17 protein-coding genes and 1 tRNA gene are annotated in these 18,144 nt (G+C 70.8%); 8 read left to right on the forward strand and 10 right to left on the reverse strand.

The window, feature by feature from the left end; translation table 11 throughout:
- Positions 1 to 140: 140 nt before the first annotated feature.
- On the forward strand, positions 141 to 536 hold the full coding sequence (locus AB0367_RS24810) for a hypothetical protein (protein WP_366228796.1): 396 nt from the start codon (positions 141 to 143) through the stop codon (positions 534 to 536).
- On the opposite strand, the gene AB0367_RS24815 is transcribed toward AB0367_RS24810, so the two are convergent.
- Positions 505 to 1,029: a MarR family transcriptional regulator gene (locus AB0367_RS24815; RefSeq protein WP_366228797.1), complete on the reverse strand. Its 525-nt coding sequence runs from the start codon at positions 1,027 to 1,029 to the stop codon at positions 505 to 507. The two genes, AB0367_RS24810 and AB0367_RS24815, sit on opposite strands and share 32 nt — an antisense overlap.
- A 98-nt stretch (positions 1,030 to 1,127) precedes the next feature.
- On the opposite strand from AB0367_RS24815, the gene AB0367_RS24820 reads away from it, so the two are divergent.
- The 5 genes from AB0367_RS24820 to AB0367_RS24840 all read left to right on the forward strand — a co-directional run bounded on the left by AB0367_RS24820 (position 1,128) and on the right by AB0367_RS24840 (position 6,961).
- On the forward strand, positions 1,128 to 4,301 hold the full coding sequence (locus AB0367_RS24820) for an efflux RND transporter permease subunit (RefSeq protein WP_366228798.1): 3,174 nt from the start codon (positions 1,128 to 1,130) through the stop codon (positions 4,299 to 4,301).
- Between the two features lie 93 nt (positions 4,302 to 4,394).
- Positions 4,395 to 5,045, forward strand: coding sequence for a transporter (locus AB0367_RS24825; RefSeq protein WP_366228799.1), 651 nt, complete (start codon positions 4,395 to 4,397; stop codon positions 5,043 to 5,045).
- Entirely contained in the window at positions 5,038 to 5,340 is a 303-nt protein-coding gene (locus AB0367_RS24830) for a transcriptional regulator (protein ID WP_366228800.1), read from the forward strand. Before AB0367_RS24825 ends, AB0367_RS24830 begins: the two co-directional genes overlap by 8 nt.
- Entirely contained in the window at positions 5,340 to 6,215 is an 876-nt protein-coding gene (locus tag AB0367_RS24835; RefSeq protein ID WP_366228801.1) for an ABC transporter ATP-binding protein, read from the forward strand. The genes AB0367_RS24830 and AB0367_RS24835 overlap by 1 nt, the downstream gene beginning before the upstream one ends.
- Before the next feature lie 5 nt (positions 6,216 to 6,220).
- Positions 6,221 to 6,961, forward strand: coding sequence for an ABC transporter permease (locus AB0367_RS24840; RefSeq protein WP_366228802.1), 741 nt, complete (start codon positions 6,221 to 6,223; stop codon positions 6,959 to 6,961).
- A 117-nt stretch (positions 6,962 to 7,078) separates the two neighbouring features.
- Here the strand turns inward: AB0367_RS24840 and AB0367_RS24845 are convergent, their stop codons facing one another.
- Positions 7,079 to 8,434 (reverse strand): GH1 family beta-glucosidase, encoded by a 1,356-nt coding sequence (locus tag AB0367_RS24845; protein WP_366228803.1) that lies wholly within the window; start codon positions 8,432 to 8,434, stop codon positions 7,079 to 7,081.
- Between the two features lie 151 nt (positions 8,435 to 8,585).
- Here AB0367_RS24845 and AB0367_RS24850 point away from each other — a divergent pair, with 151 nt between their 5' ends.
- A complete protein-coding gene (locus AB0367_RS24850) occupies positions 8,586 to 9,359 on the forward strand; it encodes an aldo/keto reductase (protein ID WP_366228804.1) in 774 nt (257 codons plus the stop codon).
- Positions 9,360 to 9,372: 13 nt separating this feature from the next.
- Here the strand turns inward: AB0367_RS24850 and AB0367_RS24855 are convergent, their stop codons facing one another.
- The 8 genes from AB0367_RS24855 to AB0367_RS24890 form a co-directional block, all read right to left on the reverse strand.
- Positions 9,373 to 9,837 (reverse strand): hypothetical protein, encoded by a 465-nt coding sequence (locus AB0367_RS24855; RefSeq protein ID WP_366228805.1) that lies wholly within the window; start codon positions 9,835 to 9,837, stop codon positions 9,373 to 9,375.
- A gap of 127 nt (positions 9,838 to 9,964) precedes the next feature.
- Positions 9,965 to 10,318 (reverse strand): hypothetical protein, encoded by a 354-nt coding sequence (locus AB0367_RS24860; RefSeq protein WP_366228806.1) that lies wholly within the window; start codon positions 10,316 to 10,318, stop codon positions 9,965 to 9,967.
- Complete coding sequence (locus AB0367_RS24865) at positions 10,315 to 10,788, reverse strand: hypothetical protein (protein ID WP_366228807.1); 474 nt, start codon at positions 10,786 to 10,788, stop codon at positions 10,315 to 10,317. The genes AB0367_RS24860 and AB0367_RS24865 overlap by 4 nt, the downstream gene beginning before the upstream one ends.
- 40 nt (positions 10,789 to 10,828) lie before the next feature.
- On the reverse strand, positions 10,829 to 12,064 hold the full coding sequence (locus AB0367_RS24870) for a cellulose binding domain-containing protein (protein ID WP_366228808.1): 1,236 nt from the start codon (positions 12,062 to 12,064) through the stop codon (positions 10,829 to 10,831).
- A 193-nt stretch (positions 12,065 to 12,257) separates the two neighbouring features.
- A complete protein-coding gene (locus AB0367_RS24875) occupies positions 12,258 to 13,634 on the reverse strand; it encodes a hypothetical protein (protein WP_366228809.1) in 1,377 nt (458 codons plus the stop codon).
- Between the two features lie 273 nt (positions 13,635 to 13,907).
- The gene (locus AB0367_RS24880) at positions 13,908 to 14,342 is read right to left on the reverse strand and encodes a DUF4279 domain-containing protein (protein ID WP_366228810.1); all 435 of its coding nucleotides are present in this window, start codon (positions 14,340 to 14,342) and stop codon (positions 13,908 to 13,910) included.
- 260 nt (positions 14,343 to 14,602) lie between these two features.
- Positions 14,603 to 14,674 (reverse strand) — tRNA-Val (locus tag AB0367_RS24885).
- Positions 14,675 to 14,789: 115 nt separating this feature from the next.
- Positions 14,790 to 15,248, reverse strand: coding sequence for a peroxiredoxin (locus AB0367_RS24890; protein WP_366228811.1), 459 nt, complete (start codon positions 15,246 to 15,248; stop codon positions 14,790 to 14,792).
- A 46-nt stretch (positions 15,249 to 15,294) separates the two neighbouring features.
- Here AB0367_RS24890 and AB0367_RS24895 point away from each other — a divergent pair, with 46 nt between their 5' ends.
- Positions 15,295 to 17,847, forward strand: coding sequence for an Hsp70 family protein (locus AB0367_RS24895; protein WP_366228812.1), 2,553 nt, complete (start codon positions 15,295 to 15,297; stop codon positions 17,845 to 17,847).
- The last annotated feature ends 297 nt before the right edge of the window (positions 17,848 to 18,144 follow it).

Genomic DNA, 18,144 nt, shown 5'->3' on the forward strand with positions numbered 1-18,144 from the left:
GGCGGCCCGGGGTGAACCACCGGGCGCCGCGGGCCGCGTCCCCAACGGCCGGGCCGGATCCGGTTGTACGGTCGGGAACGCCGGGGCTGACCGGCCGCCGGAGCGGGGCCGGCCCGACCGATCCCTGGGAAGGAGCCGTGGTGCGCGACTTCGAGGCGTCCGTGGCGGCGTTCTTCCGGGCGGTGTCGTTCGAGGCGGGCGGGTGCCCCGACTACGAGGCGATCCGCGGCCTGTTCGTGCGGCAGGGCCTGCTGATCCGGGCGCTGGAGACCCCGCCGGAGATCAGGGACGTCGACGGGTACATCGGGCCGCGGCTGGAGCAGGTGCGCTCGGGGAAGCTGAGCGAGTTCGCCGAGTCGGAGATCTCGGGCGAGACGCGGGTCTTCGGCAACGTGGCCCAGCGTTGGAGCCACTACGACAAGCGCGGCGTCCTCGACGGCAACACCTTCGCGGCGCGGGGCTGGGTCTCCACCCAGTTCGCCCGCACCCAGAGCGGCTGGCTGATCACGGCAATGGCGTGGGACGACGAGCGCTGAGCTCCTCGCGGCAGTGCGACTCCTCGGGCGGCAGGTGGATGCCCTGCTCGATCGCGTCTTCGGCGGCGGCCTCGGCGATGCGCTCGAGCACGTCCGCCAGCCGGTCGAGGGTCTCGTCGTCGAGGCGGTCGAGCAGCCGGCGCTGCGCCCGCACGCCGCCGTCGCTGATCTGGGCGAGGGTCTGCCGGCCCGTGGGGGAGAGGTGGATGCGGCGGATGCGCCGGTCGTGCGGGTCTTCGGTGCGCGTCACGTAACCCTGCGCGACCATCCGGTCGATGATGCCCGACAGAGTGGCTAGGGTCACACCGAGGTGACGGGTCAGCGCCTGCGAGGACATCCCGTCATGCCTGGAGAGTAGTAACAGCACCTTGAGCTGCTGCATCGTGAGGTTTACTGAGAACAGCGGGTTGCTGCGGTCGTAGGCGAGCAGGGCGCGCATCCGCTCCTCCGCCGTGGTGATGCGGTGCAGCAGCGCTTCCCTGTGGGTATTCACAGCAATGTTTTACCCCCTGGATAAACTTTGCGCGAGACGAACGGTTAGCATCACACGAACTAACGTCTGTCGTAGCCGACCGGAAGAAGACTCCAGACATGTCGTTCCTCGCCCGGCTCAGTTTGGCGAACAGGGGGCTGGTCGCGATCATCGCGATCGTCGTCCTGGGCTTCGGCGCCATAGCCATCCCTTCCCTGAAACAACAGCTCATCCCGTCGATCGACTTCCCGGCCGCGTTCGTGGTCGCCCCCTACCCGGGCGTATCGCCGGACATCGTCGAGGAGCAGGTGGCCAAGCCGATCGAGGGCGCGCTGCAGGGCGTGCCCGGCCTGACCGACATCACCTCGACCAGCCGCGAGGGCGTCGCGACGGTCCAGGTGTCCTTCGAGTTCGGCTCCTCGATCGACGACATCACCAACAAGATGAACACGGCCATCACACGCATCCGCTCGCAGCTGCCGTCGAGCGTCGAGCCGCAGGTCATCGCCGGCTCCACCGACGACCTGCCGGCCGTGGTGCTCGCCGCGTCCCGCTCGGGCGACCAGATCGCCTTCGCGCAGCAGCTCAACCAGGTCGTCGTGCCCGAGCTGCAGGGGATCGAGGGGGTGCGGCAGGTCGAGGTCACCGGCGCCGCGAAGCAGCACGTGCTCATCACGCTGAACCCGCAGAAGGCGATCCCGGCCGGGGTCAACGGGCAGTCTCTGACCGCCGCGCTCAAGTCCAACGGCGTGTCCTTCCCCGCCGGCACCCTGACCGAGGGCGACAAGTCCCTCGCGGTGCAGGTCGGCGGCACCCTGGCCACGATCGACGAACTCAAGAACCTCAACGTCACGCCCACCACCAAGCTCGGTGACGTGGCCACGGTCGAGCTCAAGCCGACCGATGCCACCTCGATCACGCGCACCGACGGCAAGGCCAGCCTCGGCATCTCGGTCACCGCGTCGCCCGACGGCAACGCCGTGAAGATCAGCCACGCGGTCCGGGACAAGCTCGCCGCCCTCGAGAAGCAGCTCGGCGGCGACACGAAGATCACCGCGATCTTCGACCAGGCGCCGTTCGTGGAGAAGTCCATCAAGGGCCTGTCCACGGAGGGCGGCCTGGGGCTGCTCTTCGCCGTCATCGTGATCCTGGTGTTCCTGGTGTCGATCCGCTCGACGCTGGTCACCGCCGTGTCGATCCCGCTGTCGGTGGTCGTGGCGCTGATCGGCCTGTGGATCGGCGACTACTCGCTCAACCTGCTCACCCTGGGCGCCCTCACCATCGCCGTCGGCCGGGTCGTGGACGACTCGATCGTGGTGCTCGAGAACATCAAACGGCACCTGGAGTATGGCGAGGCCAAGGTCGACGCCATCCTCACCGGCGTGCGCGAGGTGACCGGGGCGGTCGTCGCCTCCACGCTCACCACCGTCGCCGTGTTCCTGCCGATCGGCCTCGTCGGCGGCCTGGCCGGCGAGCTGTTCCGGCCGTTCGCGATCACCATCGCGGTGGCGCTGCTCGCCTCGCTGTTCGTCTCGCTGACCATCGTGCCGGTCATGGCGTACTGGTTCCTGCGCCAGCCGAAGGCGCTCGGCGCCGAGGAGCGCGAGGCGATCGAGGCCCGCGCGCTGGAGAAGGAGCGCCGCAACCCGCTGCAGCGCACCTACGTGCCGATCGTCAGCTGGGTGACCAAGAGCCGCGGCACCCGCTGGATCACCATCGGGGTCAGCCTCGTGGTGTTCATCGTCACGCTGGGCCTGGCAGGCCTGCTGAAGACCAACTTCATCGACCAGTCCGGCCAGACGCAGTTCTCCATCTCGCAGGAGCTGCCGGTCGGATCCAGCCTCGCCACCACCGACGCCGCGGCCAAGAAGATCGAGGACATGCTCGCGGCGCGCGGCGACATCGAGGCCTACCAGGCCACCATCGGCGCCTCCGCCGGCTTCGGCTTCGCCGGCGCCCAGTCGGTCAACACGGCCAACTTCTCGGTGACCGCCAAGGACGACGCCAAGGTCGACAAGGTGATCGACGAGCTGCGCACCCAGGTCGCGGCGGCCGGCGCGGGCCTGGGCAAGGTGAAGATCACCGCGGGCGGCGGTGGCGGCGGCTCCAGCGACCAGCTCCAGGTCATCGTCAAGGCCAACAACTCGGGCGACCTCACGAAGGCCGCCGGCCAGGTCGAGCAGGCGATGAAGGGCATCACCGGCATCGCCGACGTGGAGAGCAACCTCGCGGCCAGCAACCCGCGCATCGACGTGCACGTCCGGCGGGACGTGGCGGCGAAGTACGGGCTGTCGGACGCGGCCGTGGGCGGGATCGTCTCCGCGGCGTACCGCGGCCAGACCCTCACCCAGCTCACCGTCGACGGCTCGCAGCGCGACCTCGTCCTGCGCGCCGGCCCGGCGCCGGCCTCGCTGGATGAGCTCAAGGCGCTGCAGATCCCGGTGCCGGGCACCCCGCCGTTCGTGCGCCTCGACCAGATCGCCGACGTCGCGCAGGGCGCCGGCCCGGTCTCCATCACGCGCATCGACGGCCACCGCAGCGCCTCGATCACCGGCCGGGCGGCCGGCGACAACCTCGGCAAGGTCTCGACCGACCTGCAGAAGAAGCTCGACGGGCTCGACCTGCCGGCCGGCGCGACGGTCTCCCTCGGCGGCGTCAGCCAGCAGCAGCAGGAGACCTTCGGTCAGCTCGGCCTGGCGATGCTCGCCGCGATCGCGATCGTCTTCATCATCATGGTGGCGACGTTCCGCAGCGTGGCCCAGCCGCTGATCCTGCTGGTCTCGATCCCGTTCGCGGCGACCGGCGCGATCATCCTGCTGCTGGCCACGAACACCCCGCTGGGCCTGCCCGCCATGATCGGCGTGCTGATGCTCATCGGCATCGTGGTCACCAACGCGATCGTGCTGATGGACCTCATCAACCAGTACCGCGAGTCCGGCATGCCGGTCCATGAGGCGGTCATCGAGGGCGGCCGGCGCCGGCTGCGCCCGATCCTCATGACTGCGGTGGCGACGATCTGCGCGCTGCTGCCGATGGCGATCGGCCTCACCGGCGAGGGCGGGTTCATCTCGCAGCCGCTGGCCATCGTGGTCATCGGCGGCCTGATCAGCTCGACGCTGCTCACCCTGGTGCTGGTCCCGACCCTCTACTCGATGGTCGAGACCACGAAGGAGCGCCGCCGACAGAAGCGCGAGGGCCGGCACGCCTCGCCGTTGACGGCCCAGCAACCGCAGGGCGGCGAGCCGGACGGGCGGCACCGCGTCGACCCGCTGGAGCCCGCACCCTCCCGGTAACCGCTTTCGCGCACGCGGCCGGCCACCCCTAGGGGTGGCCGGCCGTTTCTTTTCAGGGTTGCGTAAACAGGTTTGTCGCGTAAAGCTGTTTCTATGACGCCCGTCGATGACGACGCACCGCCGGCCTCGGCCGCCGAGTCGCTTGAGCTCATCCGCCGGGAGCGGGCCGCCGCGGCCCGCACCATGGCGCTCAACCCGTTGCTGTACTACATGCCCTGGGGCGGCGCCTGGCTCATCGGCTTCGGGCTGCTCTTCCTGCGATACGGCCCGGACGGGCGCGTCTTCGTCCACCTGCCCGCCGGGCTGCCCCTGGCGAGCCTGTTCGCCCTGATGGCGCTCGCGATGGCCAGCACCGTGCTGGTGTCGGCCGTGCGTGGGCGGGGCCTGGAGGGCCGCCCGTCCTGGCAGGGCACCGCGTTCGGCTTCGCGTGGTTCTTCGCCTTCGCCGGCGTGGGCACCACGACGAACCACTTCGCCCAGTTCCTGCCCGAGGCCGAGCAGGGCCTGCTGTGGGCGTGCACGTCGGTCGGGCTGGTCGGCGCCCTGTACATGGCCGGCGCCGCCATCTGGACGTCCCGGGACATGTTCGTCCTCGGCGCGTGGCTGACGGTCATCAACATCGCCGGCGTCATGGCGGGCCCCGGCTGGCACTCGCTGTTCATCTCACTCGGCGGAGGCGGCGGCCTGTGCCTGCTCGGCATCCTCCTGCACCTGCGCGCTCGCTCGGCCGGCCGGCGTGGCTGACCTCGACCCGGTGATCCACGCCCAGGCGCGGTTGCGCATCATGGCGGCCCTGTCGAGCCTCGGCGACGGCGACCGGATGACCTTCCCGAGGCTGCAGCAGCTGCTCGACATGACCGCCGGCAACCTCTCGGTGCACCTGACGAAGCTCGAGCAGGCCGGCTACGTCGAGGTCGTCAAGAGCTTCCGCGGCCGCACGCCGACCACCTCGGCCGGCCTCACCAACCGGGGCCGGGCCGCCTTCGACGACTACACCAGCACCCTCCGCGCCCTCATCGACCCACCCAAGGAGCCGTGATGATGCTCGCCCGCACCGTCGAGGTCAGCCGCCGCTACGGCGACACCCTGGCCCTCGACCGCGTGACCCTGGACATCCCGCAGGGCGGCGTCGTCGGCCTGCTCGGCCCCAACGGCGCGGGCAAGTCGACGCTGATCAACCTGCTCGTCGGTCTGCGCCGCCCCACGAGCGGCACCGTCGAGCTCTTCGGCGGCGACCCGCGCGACCCGGCGAGCCGCCGCCGGATCGGCGTCACCCCGCAGGAGACCGGCCTGCCGTCCACCCTGCGGGTGCGCGAGTGCCTGGAGTTCGTGGCACGCCATTTCCCGGATCCGGTACCGCACGGCGAGATCCTCGACCGCTTCGGGCTGAACGACGTGGCCCGCCGCCAGACCGGCGCGCTCTCCGGCGGCCAGCGGCGCCGCCTCGCCGTGGCCCTGGCCTTCGTCGGCCGGCCGCGCCTGGTCTTCCTGGACGAGCCCACCACCGGCCTGGACGTGCAGGCTCGCCGCGCCCTGTGGGATGCCGTGCGCGCCTTCGCCGACGACGGCGGCACGGTCGTGCTCACCAGCCACTACCTGGAGGAGATCGAGGCCCTCGCCGACCGGGTCGTCGTCGTCGGCCACGGCCGAGTCCTGGCCGACGACACCGTGGAGGCGATCCGCGGCATGGTCGGTATCCACCGCGTCAGCCTGATCACCGGATCCGAAACCACCGACCTGTCCGGCCTGCCGGGAGTCGTCGGCGTCGAGCATGCCGACGGCCGTACGTCCCTGCTCACCCCCGACGCCGACCAGCTCGTTCGCGACCTGGTGCACGCCGGCGTGCCGTTCCGCGGCCTGCAGGTCCAGCCGACCACCCTCGAAGAGGCGTTCCTCACCCTGACCGGAAAGTAGCGCAGATGTCTCTCCTGGCCCTGACCCACGCCCGCTTCCGCATCCTGGAGACCGCCCGCATCCCGATCGCCGTGGTCGGTGGCGCGTTCTTCCCGGCCGCGTCGATGCTCTTCTTCGTCGTCCCCTTCGCCGGCGACGACCCGGCCGGCGCTACCTACGCCACCGCGTCGATGGTCATGTTCGCGGTGATGACGAGCTCCCTGTTCACCTACGGCGTCGGCGTCTCCGGGGACCGCGCCGAGCCCTGGGACCCGTACACCCGAACCCTCCCGGCCGGTCCGGCGGCGGCCTTCACGGGCCGCATCCTGTCGGGCCTGACCTTCATGGCCCTGTCCCTTCTCCCCGTGGTGCTCATCGGCTGGCTCTTCACCGCCGCGACGACCACCCCCGCCGGCCTGCTGCTCTCCGTGGCCGCCGTCGTGGCTGGCGCCCTGCCGTTCACCTTCATGGGCCTCGCGATCGGCTACGCCCTGCCGATGAAGGCCGCCCTGGCGGTAGCGCAGATAGTCTTCTTCCCGCTCGCCTTCGGCGGTGGCCTCCTGTCGGCCCCGAGTCAGGCCCCGTCCTTCGTCGAGACCATCGCCCCGTACCTTCCGACCCGCGGCGCTGTGGAGCTGGTCTGGGCCGCCGTGGGCGACTTCCACGTGTCGGCGACGTCGATGATCTCGCTGGCCGTCTGGACCGTGGCCATGGCCGCACTGGCCGCGTGGGCCTACCGCCGCGACGAGGGCACAAGGTTCAGCTGACCGGTTCCGCCCTCCGCCCGCCTGCTGCGCCGCGACAACGACGGGGGGTGGCGCAGCGGCGATACGGCGTGCCGGTTCCCTGAGGCCCAGGGCACCGGCACGCCGTCCGCGTGATCGTCATCCGGTCGGATCTGGATGCCCGTCTGGGCTGGGTGCGGCTGCGGCGCAAACCTGGCCGTACCACTCGAAGGACCGCCGAGGGGTGCGCTCCTGCGTGTCGAAGTCGACGTGGACCAGGCCGAAGCGCTGGTGGTAGCCCTCCGCCCACTCGAAGTTGTCCAGCAGCGACCAGGTGCAGTAGCCGTGTACCTCCACGCCGGCGTCCATCGCGTCGCGCACCGCCCGCAGGTCGCCGGCGATGTAGTCGATGCGGAACTGGTCGTCGATGTCCGGCCAGGAGCAGCCGCTCTCGGTGATCCAGATCGGCGGGAGCTTGTCGCCGTAGCGCTCCTTGAGGCCGGTGAGCAGCTGGCGGAGGCCGTCGGGGACGACCGGCCAGTCGAAGGCCGTCTGCGGATACCCCTCGATCGGCAGCCGGGCGAACGGCAGCAGGTCGCCGGGTGGCGGGGCGGCGATGAGGCTCGGGTTGTAGTAGTTCACGCCCAGGGCCTGGATCGGCTGCGAGATCACCTCGAGGTCGCCCTCCATGATGATCGAGTCGACGTCGGCGGTGGTCAGGAACTCGTATCCGGGCGGATACGCACCAAACAGGATCGGGTCGGTGAACAGGTGGTTCTGCACCATGTCGTAGACGGCCGCGGCCATCTGGTCCTCGTCGGAGGCGCTCGCGGGCCAGACCGGCGAGTAGTTGTTCGCGAGCGTGACCGGCGCGCTCGACGTGCGCCGCAGCGCGGAGACGGCCAGGCCGTGGGCGAGCAGCAGGTGGTGCACGACCGGCAGCTGATCGGTGAGCATGTTCAGGCCGGGTGCGTGCACGCCCTGGACGTGGCCGAGGGCGAAGTGGATGTACGGCTCGTTGAGCGTGATCCACAGCTTGACCCGGTCGCCCAGGCGCTCGCCGACGAGCTCGGCGTACTCAGCGAAGCGCATCGCCGTGTCGCGGTTGTTCCAGCCGCCCTCGTCCTGTAGGGCCTGCGGCAGGTCCCAGTGGAACAGCGTGACGAGCGGGTCGATGCCGCGCGCGGCGAGGCCGTCGACGAGCCGGTCGTAGAAGTCCAGGCCGGCGGCATTGACCGGGCCGCTGCCGGTCGGCTGGATCCGCGGCCACGCCACCGAGAAGCGATACGCCCCAGCGCCGAGCCGGGCGATCAGATCGAGGTCGGACTCCCATCGGTGGTAGTGCTCGCACGCGACGTCGCCGGTGTCGCCGCCCCGGATCCGGCCCGGGGCGTGGGCGAACGTGTCCCAGATGGACGCACCGCGCCCGTCCTCGGCGACGGCGCCTTCGATCTGGTAGGCAGCGGTGGACACGCCGAAGCGGAAGCCCGGCGGGAACTGTGGGAGATCCGGCATAGGCGCACGCTACCCCCTTCGGGCAACGTGCGGTACGGCATCAGGCTTCGCCACGGCCCCACCCCGAACGGTCGCCACGCGCGCCGAGATCCACATTGGACAGGGTTCGGCAGGGCCGCTAAACGCCGCGGTGTCGGGCAGTATTGGGGGCATGGCACAACAGATCCCAGCCATCGAGCTGGCCCCGGGCGTGAGCCTGCCGACCATCGGCTTCGGCACGTGGCAGATCACCGGCCAGTCGTCGTACGAATCGACCCGCACCGCGCTGGACGTCGGCTACCGGCACATCGACACGGCCACCATGTACGGCAACGAGGAGCAGATCGGCCGCGCGCTGCGCGACAGCGGACTGGAGCGCTCCGAGGTCTTCATCACCACCAAGCTGCCGCCGTCCCACGCGGGCCGCGAACGGCAGACCATCGAGGCGAGCCTGAGCGCGCTCGGCGTCGACTACGTCGACCTGTGGCTCATCCACTGGCCGCCGTCGCACAGCCAGTCGCTGCCGACCTGGATCTCGTTGCTGGAGCAGCGCGACGCGGGCCGCATCCGCGCGGCCGGCGTCAGCAACTACGACACCGCCCTCGTCGATGAGCTGATCCGGGAGACGGGGGAGACGCCGGTCGTCAACCAGGTCGCCTGGAGCCCGGCCCAGCACGAGCCGAAGTTCCTCGACGAGATGCGCCAGCGCCGGGTGGTCGTCGAGGGGTACAGCTCGCTCAAGAACACCCCGCTGGACGACCCGCGCCTGGTCGCGATCGCCTCCGCACACGGCGTGACGGTGCCGCAGGTGGTGCTGCGCTGGCAGCTGCACCACGACATCGTGATCATCCCGAAGTCCACCCGCGAGGCCCGCCTGCGCGAAAACCTGGCCGTCCTGGACTTCGAGCTGACCGCCGAGGAGATCGCGACGATCGACGCGCTGTAGTCGCCGCCTTCGCTCAGGAACGCTTCACCGACCGGTCGATCCGCGCCCGCCAGCCCCGCTCCTGGGGCTTGCGGCGCAGCTTGACCAGCGCGGCCACGGCGCCGGCGGTGAGCTCCTCGAACTCGAAGCCGGTGCGGTGCGTGCCCTTCTGGATTACGAACGCCATCCCGGCCGAGTTGCTCACCGCCCAGCCCTGCCGGGTCCCCAGCCGATGGGCGGCGTTGGCGCCGTATGCCGTGACGAGCTGGATGTCGAACGGGTATCGCACCTCGCCGCCCTCCCGGGTCACCACGATGCGCGCCTGAGCGAGCGTGTCGTCGCGGTTGAACAGCGCCTGCCACCACTTCTTGCGCGGCGCCTCGACGACTACCTCGACACCGTGGCCGTGCTCCCCCGGATCGCGCGCCTCGGCCACCCGCCGCACCAGGTCGACAACCCGCCCCTGCCGCGACAGCCGAAACGCCACCCACTTCTGCACAGGCTCAGTATTCCTGCGGCTCCGCCGCGGCGGGGGTTCCCACCCCGCACCCCCATGCCTCGCTTCGCGTCGGCACTGACCTGCACTTTCGCGCGCCTTCGCCGGACGGGCCGCCGGGTCCTCGCCGTCAGTCGGTCGCCTTGGGGTGGCCGGTGCTGGCATGCTTGATCCAACACGTGCGTGCCTCATGGTCGACGAGGTACCAGATCCGGCCGCCGGCCGTCACCTCGTACTGCCATTGGGGCAGGGATTTTCCGCCGTACATGTCGGTGGACAGACTTCCCTTGAGTGGGTGCTGCCGACCGGTGGGCACGGCAGGGCAGGGATCGACTTCGATCACGTCGAACGCCGCACGGGTGTTTGCAGCGGCCTGCCGGCACAGTTCCTCCCAGCCCTTGGCGGCGTCGTTCGTAGCGAAGCGCAGGGCATAGCCACTGGGGCGTGGCGGCGGTGCCGCTCGGTCGCCGCGCTTGGCGCTCACTCCTGCTCCGTCGGCCTGGACACCGGTCCGAAGTCGTTGAGCGGCTGGGTGGTCAGGGCCCGGTGCAGTTCGGGGTCGGCGTGGATCTCGGCGGTGTGCCGCCACTCGACGAGGAGCTGCGACACCGCTGCGGTGTTGCCGATGGCCGCGGCGGCCTCTGTGGTGGATACGAGTTCGGCCGCCATCGCTTCGATGTCGGCCTCGGGCAGGAAACGGACCCACGGCACAGCGTTCGGCAGTACGTCGCGCAGAAGCGCGGGGTCGCGTCGCGCGACCCCGGCAAGCAGCCGCGACGTCACATCGATCACCTCGCCCTCCGCCTCGGCGCGTTCGGCCGACATCAGCACGAGGTCCGGGGCGTCGCGCCGCCGCAGCCGCACCGCTCGGGCGCGGGTCAGACGATCGGTCGTCTCGGCCGGCTGACGCAGCAGTTCGGAGAAGGGCACAGACTCCAGCGGTGCGGCGGTCACATATCAACACTACTTCAGAAGTCGTGCCCTCCGCCAGGGATCAACTCGCGGCAGGGGTGGGCGGCGGAGGGTCGATCACGACGGTCAGGGTGGCGAAGGCCGACTTGTTGCCAACGGCGTCGAACGCGCGTACCCGGATGCCGAACGTGGTCTGGCCCGCCGGGCGCGGCTCGGTGAAGCTGGTGCCGGTCACTGAGGTCACCCACTCGGTTCCGCGGAAGATCTGGTAGCCGGCCACGCCGACGTTGTCGGTCGAGGCGGTCCACGACCAGGTCACCTGCGTGGCAGACACGGCGACCCGTAGGCCGGCCGGCACGGTGGGCGCGCTGGCATCCGAGGTCGGCCCCGGATCGATGGCGATCCGGCGGATGAGCGGCGCCGACCTCAGCCCGGCCCCGTCGAACGCGACCACCGTGAACGCGAACTCGCCGAAGCCGATCGGGGGGATCGTGAGGCTCGTGCGGCTGGTCGCGCCGTAGTGCTCGCCGTTGACGAACACGTCGTAGCCGGCGACGCCGACGTTGTCGGTGGCGGCGGTCCAGATGAGGGAGAACCCGGCGGTGCTCGTCCCGAACTGCAGGTTCGCCGGCGCGGTGGGCGCCTCGGTGTCCGGGCGGCCGCCTGGGGTGATCGTGGCGAACGGAGACGCGTTGCCCGCGGCGTCGAGGGCCCGCACACGGTACGTGAAGATCGCCGGAGGTGGCGTCGGCATCACGTACTCCGTGCCGGTCACCGTCGCGGCCAGGCTCGCCCCGACGTACACCTCGTATCCGGTGACGGCGACGTCGTCGGCCGACGGATCCCACCGCAGGGTCAGCGTATTGGTGCCGACGATCGTGCGCAGGTTGGCCGGCGTCGTGGGCGGCCGGATGTCGACCGCGCCGCCGCCCGTGCAGGAGGCGCCGTTGAGCCGGCAGTTGAGCGGACCGCCGATGCCCTGCGCCTCCCAGCCGAAGGTCGTGCTCGCGCCCGCCGCCAGCGTCTCGTTCCAGCCATCTCCCACGGCCACGTAGTGCTCGCCGCTGTGGGTTATCCGCGCGTTCCACGCGGTGGCGATGGTCGTGCCGGACGGCAGGTCGAACTCAACCCGCCAGGTGAGCGGCGCGGCGGTGTCGTTGGCGACCGTGAACACGCCGACGTACCCGGTGCTCCACGCGCTCTGTTTCGCGAACGCGGCCGTCGCCGCGGCCTGGGCGGGGTTTGGCGCCAGCGCCAGCCCGGCCGCCGCGAGGGCGAGCGTGAGCGTGGCGCGACGGAACCAACGAAAGCGACTCATGTCGATGAATGCTAGGAAGGTGCCGGCGTTCGGTCAACCGCCGCGCGCATCCATCAGGGACGCCGACCCCGTAGGAGGCGCCGCATACGCCTGTACTGGTCAGCACGTCAGCCTCGTCCGCCATGGCCGGCGTGGCGTGCAACGGCACGGTTGCGACGGCCGACGTCCGATGCCCGCTCGGTGGGCGGGCGCGTCACAGCGCGATGAACCGCTTGAGCTTGCCTGTCGAGGCGTGACGCGGGATCTGTTCGACGGTGCTGACGCTGATCTCGGGATTGGAGAGACCATACGGCGACAGCGAGGCGACCAGCGCCGCCGCCACCGCGGACACATCGGGTGACCCGACCACCAGCACATCCGCTCCGCCCGCAGTCTGACGCACCTGGTACTGCGAGATCAGTGGGTCGGTGCCCAGCACGTGCCGGAACGCGCTTGCCGGGACCGTTCGCTCGCCGTAGCGGAAGTCGTCGTCGCGCCGTCCGGCAATGTCGGCGACGCGTAGCATCTTGCTGCCGCACGCGCAGTTTCCGGGCAGCAGCGTCACCTCGTCGCCGAGGTCATAGCGGATGAACGGAAACGTGCGGCCGGCGAGCCCGGTCGCGATCGTGCGTGCGGCAGGCTCATCGGGGCCGACCGGGCGCCCGGCCGAATCAACCCGCTCGATGATCACCTCGTCCTCGCAGATGTGAAGGCCATCGCCGTAGCCGCAGCCGACTGCCTGGACGCCGATCTCGGTCGAGCCCCAGAGGTTGTGGACCGGCGCGCCCCAGGCGGTGCCGATCGCGTCGCGGTCCTCCTCGCTGAGCGGCTCGGAGTTCGTGCTCACACGAACTGGCCGGATGTCGAGCTCACCCGCCATCGTGGCACGGGCAAGGCGTCCGATCACCGAGGCATAGCCCACGAGATGGGTCGGCCGAGCGTCCGATACCGCCCGCAGCATCTGGTCGAACGGCGCCGCCGCCGGAATCACGATGGTCTCCATCAACGGCCAGGTCGCGACGTCGAACAACGGCGTGCTGGCGTGCGGTGGCTCACCGGCCTCCAGTACGGCCAGCCGGGCCCTGCGGATGCCTGACCCGGACGCACGCTCGGCGCGCGTCTGCCACCGCCAGGCGAGACAGGTGAGCGTGACGAACTGCTCCCAATCCCATACGTACACGCCGCGCACGCCACTCGAGCCGCCCGAGCTGAATACCTGATGTCCCGCAGGCGTGTAGGAGAACCAATGCTGCCGAACCAACACCTGTTCGGCGCCGGCGCGATCGATATCGGGCGCGGCGACGATCGCGTCCCACTCGTCCTGGGCCTCCTGCTTGACCATGGGCGGCAGCCGTGCGAGGTCTTCGACGGTCGCCGTGGCCGGGTCAATGTCGGCCATCCGGGCCGCGTGAAACGGCGAGCGCGCGCGAGCATGCGCGAGCAACGAGCGCAGTCGTTCGGTCCGGTAGCGCTCGATGCGAGGGCGCGGCCATTCGAGTCGTGCCACGTGGTCCTCGAGCGAGGCACGCACCGCACTCAAGTGCGCCGCGCGCAAATGCTCGTAAGCCGTCTTCCGGGCCTCGTAGGACATATACCCAGCGTGCCTCGGCCGGGTTCACGCGCACGACGCAAACGCGCGTTGCTCGCCCTCCATCTGCTGACGACCCACCCTCCGCGGAGCGGGCAGCCACCTCCGAGGCCAGTCGTCCCTCGCGAGTAGTCCAACCTGGACGGACGCGGCGAGCTGGACGGGTGACGCGGACCGCCGCAGGCCGTTGCGGGCACCGAGCTGGAGGTTCGTTCAGCTCGCGCTTGGCCTGCTGACGGCGCAAACGCCGGCATCGGCCGGCGCGGCGGCACGCATTCAGAAGTGGTACTCGTCCACGTCGACCACGGCGCCAGTCCGGGTCAGGAACGCCAGGGTCCTGCGGTCGAGCGACCAGCCGAGCAGATTCGGCTCAGACGGGTCCTCGCCGGCGGCCTCAGGCGTGTACTCCCGGACGATCTGGAGACATGCGGTAATGCCCGGCTCGTCGGCATCCAGTCGCGCCGCCAGGCCGCCGATGCGGTCGGCGTACGGTTCGAGGCGATCGAGCATGCGGCCGATCTGCTCGTGCAGGAACAGGTTGGTGTCCCGGCAGGAGACCTGCCAGGCATGCGTACGCGGGATCGGCACGTCCGGAAGTCGGCTTCCCTGGACCTTCACCTCGTCCGGCTCCAGGCCGATCTCCCGCGCGATCTGCACAGCGGAGACCCGCTCGGACCGCAGCGCGAAGTAGACATACTGGCGAACCCGCACCGCGGCAATCTACAACCGAACGCCGCCGGGTCGAGGGCGGAACGATCACCAGTGGGGCCAGCCAAAGTCGCGGGCGAGGTGACCATGCGTGGCTTGCCACCGAACGGCGCGGGCGCGGCCTGTGCGCATCGCCAGGCCGGCGTGCCCCCGCGTTCCCCAAGCCTCGGCGAACCACGGTCAAAGAGGGTGCCCAGCGGGATCGAATGGACCCGAACGAGCGGACACCCGCTGAACTGCGCGGATGCCTGATTCTTAACCTGTGGGCACGGTTGGGTTCGAACCAACGACCCCCCGCTTGTAAGGCGGGTGCTCTTCCGCTGAGCTACGCGCCCCTGTCCTCTGCTGAGAACGGGTACCCAGATGGTACCCAAGCCCGTCCCCTTGGCCCAGCCGGGCGCAACGTGCCGGTACATGAACGTGACGTGGCCAGTGCGTCTGCGTCCCGGATCAAAGGGCCGCGATCGCCTCGCGCCACGCTGACTGGTCTCTTGGTTGGCTCGCCGGGACCACTTCGGCGAAGCGGACCACGCCCGTCGCGTCGATCAGGAACGTGCCGCGGTTGGCGTAGCCCTTCGCCTCGTTCAGGACGCCGTACGCCGAGGCTACGGCGCCGTGGGGCCAGAAATCCGACAAGAGCGGAAAGGTGTATCCCTCACGATCTGCCCAGATTTTATGGGCGTACGGGGAATCTACGCTCACCGTCAGGACCTGCACCGCGTCGTTCTGGAAGTCGGCGAGACGGTGCTGCACGCCGCCGAGTTCGCCCTGGCAGGTGCCGGTGAACGCGAGCGGGTAGAAGACCAGGAGCACCGCCTTGCGGCCGCGGAAATCGGCCAGCGAGACCTCCTGGTTGTTCTGGTCGCGCAGCACGAAGTCCGGTGCCAGATCTCCGACATCCATTGTCATGCCTCGAATATGCCACCTGTCGTACCGGGGGCCTACACTCGCCCGCATGGCAGCAGGGCCGCGGCTCGGCATCGATTTCGGGACCTCCCACACCGTCGCGCTTCTCGCGTGGCCGGACGGGAGGGTGCGGCCGTTGCTGTTCGACGGTTCGCCGTTGCTCCCGTCCGCCGTCTTCGCGCAGACCGACGGGGCGCTGCTGGTCGGGCGCGACGCCGTGCACGCCGCTCGGGTGGATCCGGCGCGCTTCGAGGGTAGCCCCAAGCGCCGCATCGACGACGGCACCGTGCTGCTCGGCGACCGCGAGGTCACCGTGCCGGCGCTGATCGGGGCCGTCCTGTCGCACGTCGCGCAGGAGGCGACCCGGGTCGCGGGCGGGCCGGTGGCCGAGCTGACCCTGACCCACCCGGCCGCGTGGGGCGTGTCCCGGCGGCTCGCGCTGGTCGAGGGGGCCAAGCTCGCGGGGCTGCCCCAGCCCGCGCTCATGCCCGAGCCGGTCGCCGCCGCGCATTATTTCGCTGGTGTACTGCAAAAGCCGCTCACCGGCGACCAGGGCCTCCTGGTGTACGACTTCGGCGGCGGCACCTTCGACGCGAGCCTCGTCAGCCGGTCGGGCGACGGGTTCGACGTGCGCGCGGTCGACGGCATCGACGACCTCGGCGGCCTCGACCTCGACGCGCTGATCGTCGAGCACGCCCGTGGGCAGATCACCGACCCGGCGGTGTGGGCACGCCTGGACGGCCCGCAGAGCACCGAGGACCGGCGGCACCGCCGCATGCTGTGGGACGACGCGCGCATCGCCAAGGAGATGCTCTCGCGCACGCCCGCGGCGGCCCTGCACGTGCCGATCGCGGCCGCCGACGTCAGTGTGACCCGGGAGCAGTTCGAGGACAAGGCACGGCCGATGCTGGAGCAGACGGTGCGCACGACCTCGGCGGTCGTGCGCTGGTCCGGCGTGGACAAGGACCGCCTCGCGGGGCTGTTCCTGGTCGGCGGCTCCAGCCGGGTGCCGCTCGTGGCCACCCTCCTGCAGCGCGAGCTCGGCCTCGCCCCGACCATCATCGAGCAGCCGGAGCTGGTCGTCGCCGAGGGCAGCCTGCGCGCCTGGGTGGGCGTCGGCCACCCCCAGCAGGCACGGGCACCGCAAAACGCCGCAGGTTCGGCGAACATCCCGGGTAGTGGTCAAACACCGCAAAACGCGCAAGCGGGCCTGACCCCGCAAATCGCGCAGGCGGCCCAGGCGGTGCAGCCCATGCCGGCCGTCCCCGCCCAGCAGAACCCGCCGAACGCCTTCCAGCAGTCGCCCGCGTTCCAGCCGCCCCAGAATCCCCAACCGTCCCAGACCCAGCCGCCCCGGAATCCGCAGCAGGGTCAGCCGTTGAGGAACCCGCACGCGCCGGTCAGCGGGGTGCCGATCAGCCCGGCCGGATTCCAGCAGGGCGCCTACCCGGTCAGCGCGCCCCCGGTCGGCCAGCGCCCCGTCAGCGCCGCGCCGGTCAGCCCGATGGCGCCGGGCGCGTTCCCGGTCAGCGGCCCGCCCCGCGGCGGTGATACGGCGGCCACCCAGCCGCTGCGCCCCATGGTCCAGCCGGGCCCGCCCCCGCGAGCGGTCCCGCAGCCTCAGGTGGTGCCGCAGGGCCCGCCGCCCCAGGTGTACGTGTCGCCGGCGGCCCAGCCGGCCGTATACGCGCCGCAGCCCCGCGAGGAGGAGCCCGCCCCGTCGCGGGTCCGGCGCAGCGTTGCCGTGCCGCTGCTGGTGGGCATCCTGGTGCTGGCGCTGGCCCTGGCCGGATACGTGGTGTACCAGAACCGGGCCAACGGGCAGAGCAACGCCGGCGGCGACTCATCGCATTCGCCCGGCGACGCACAGTCCAGCGACGGGCCGCGGGCCATCCCGGCGTACAACCGCGAGGAAGAGCCCGGCTGGGTGCCCAACGGCTGGCGGGATCAGGACCTCGGCACGGTCGACCAGCTCTGGAAATCGCAGCAGGAGTCCGAGGGCGGCCGCTGCGACGCCACCCGGGACCGGCTGCGCGTCACGACGGACGCGGTGCCGGCGCTGACCGGGTGCACGCTGAAGGCGCCGCTGGACGTGCCGATGACCGACGGCAGCATCGAGGCGAAGGTCCACGCGGCGGCTGGCTGTGCGGGGATGTGGCTGCGGACCGGCGACAAGGGGTACACGCTGGGTTACTGCTCGGACGGGCACCTGCGGCTGTATCGGCTCGGCAACAAGGCGCCCGGCCCGGACTCGCTGCTCAAGGAGTGGGCGATCCAGGTCAGCGGCGACCCGTTCGTGGCCTTCAAGGTCCATGACGACCAGCTCGACGCGTACGTCAACGGCGTGCGGTTCGGGCCGGTCAGCGACGGCCAGATCCCTCGCGGCAAGATCGACCTGGGGGCGTTCGCCCTGACCGACCAGACGGCGGACGCGAGCTTCTCGCAGGTCCGGATCTTCATGCCGGGCGACTGGCAGCCGGGCACCGCCGCGACCGCGACGAAGCGCCCTCCGTCGCCGACCCCGTCGAGCTCGGGCTGGTGGTCGGGCTCACCGTCGGCCGCCCCGACCTCGAAGAAGCCCACACCTCAGCCGACCGCATAGCGTCACCGCGCGGCGACGATGTCTCGCGGAAGGCCGCGAGGAAGCCCGCGGCCCAGCCGACCGCATAGCGTCACCATGCGGCGGCGATGTCTCGCGGAAGGCCGCGAGGAAGCCCGCGGCCCAGCCGAAGGCGTAACGGCCCAGCGTCGGACGAGGTGTCGCGGGAGGCCGCGAGAAAGCCCCTGCTCCAACCGGCCACGTAGCGGCACCCGCCCTCCAGGAAGGCCCCGGAGAAGGCCGAACAGAAGCCCCGAAGCAGGCCGAGCGGAGGGCTCCGAAGAAGCCCACGCCCCCAGG

This window comes from Dactylosporangium sp. NPDC051484 (genome assembly GCF_040689395.1).
In the GTDB taxonomy this organism is placed as follows: Bacteria; Actinomycetota; Actinomycetes; order Mycobacteriales; family Micromonosporaceae; genus Dactylosporangium.

Coding starts and splice junctions, on each gene's coding strand:
- AB0367_RS24845 (WP_366228803.1), bottom strand. CDS start 8,434: ATGCCGGATCTCCCACAGTTCCCGCCGGGCTTCCGCTTCGGCGTGTCC.
- AB0367_RS24895 (WP_366228812.1), top strand. CDS start 15,295: ATGGCAGCAGGGCCGCGGCTCGGCATCGATTTCGGGACCTCCCACACC.
- AB0367_RS24820 (WP_366228798.1), top strand. CDS start 1,128: ATGTCGTTCCTCGCCCGGCTCAGTTTGGCGAACAGGGGGCTGGTCGCG.
- AB0367_RS24835 (WP_366228801.1), top strand. CDS start 5,340: ATGATGCTCGCCCGCACCGTCGAGGTCAGCCGCCGCTACGGCGACACC.
- AB0367_RS24890 (WP_366228811.1), bottom strand. CDS start 15,248: ATGACAATGGATGTCGGAGATCTGGCACCGGACTTCGTGCTGCGCGAC.
- AB0367_RS24825 (WP_366228799.1), top strand. CDS start 4,395: ATGACGCCCGTCGATGACGACGCACCGCCGGCCTCGGCCGCCGAGTCG.
- AB0367_RS24875 (WP_366228809.1), bottom strand. CDS start 13,634: ATGTCCTACGAGGCCCGGAAGACGGCTTACGAGCATTTGCGCGCGGCG.
- AB0367_RS24870 (WP_366228808.1), bottom strand. CDS start 12,064: ATGAGTCGCTTTCGTTGGTTCCGTCGCGCCACGCTCACGCTCGCCCTC.
- AB0367_RS24850 (WP_366228804.1), top strand. CDS start 8,586: ATGGCACAACAGATCCCAGCCATCGAGCTGGCCCCGGGCGTGAGCCTG.
- AB0367_RS24840 (WP_366228802.1), top strand. CDS start 6,221: ATGTCTCTCCTGGCCCTGACCCACGCCCGCTTCCGCATCCTGGAGACC.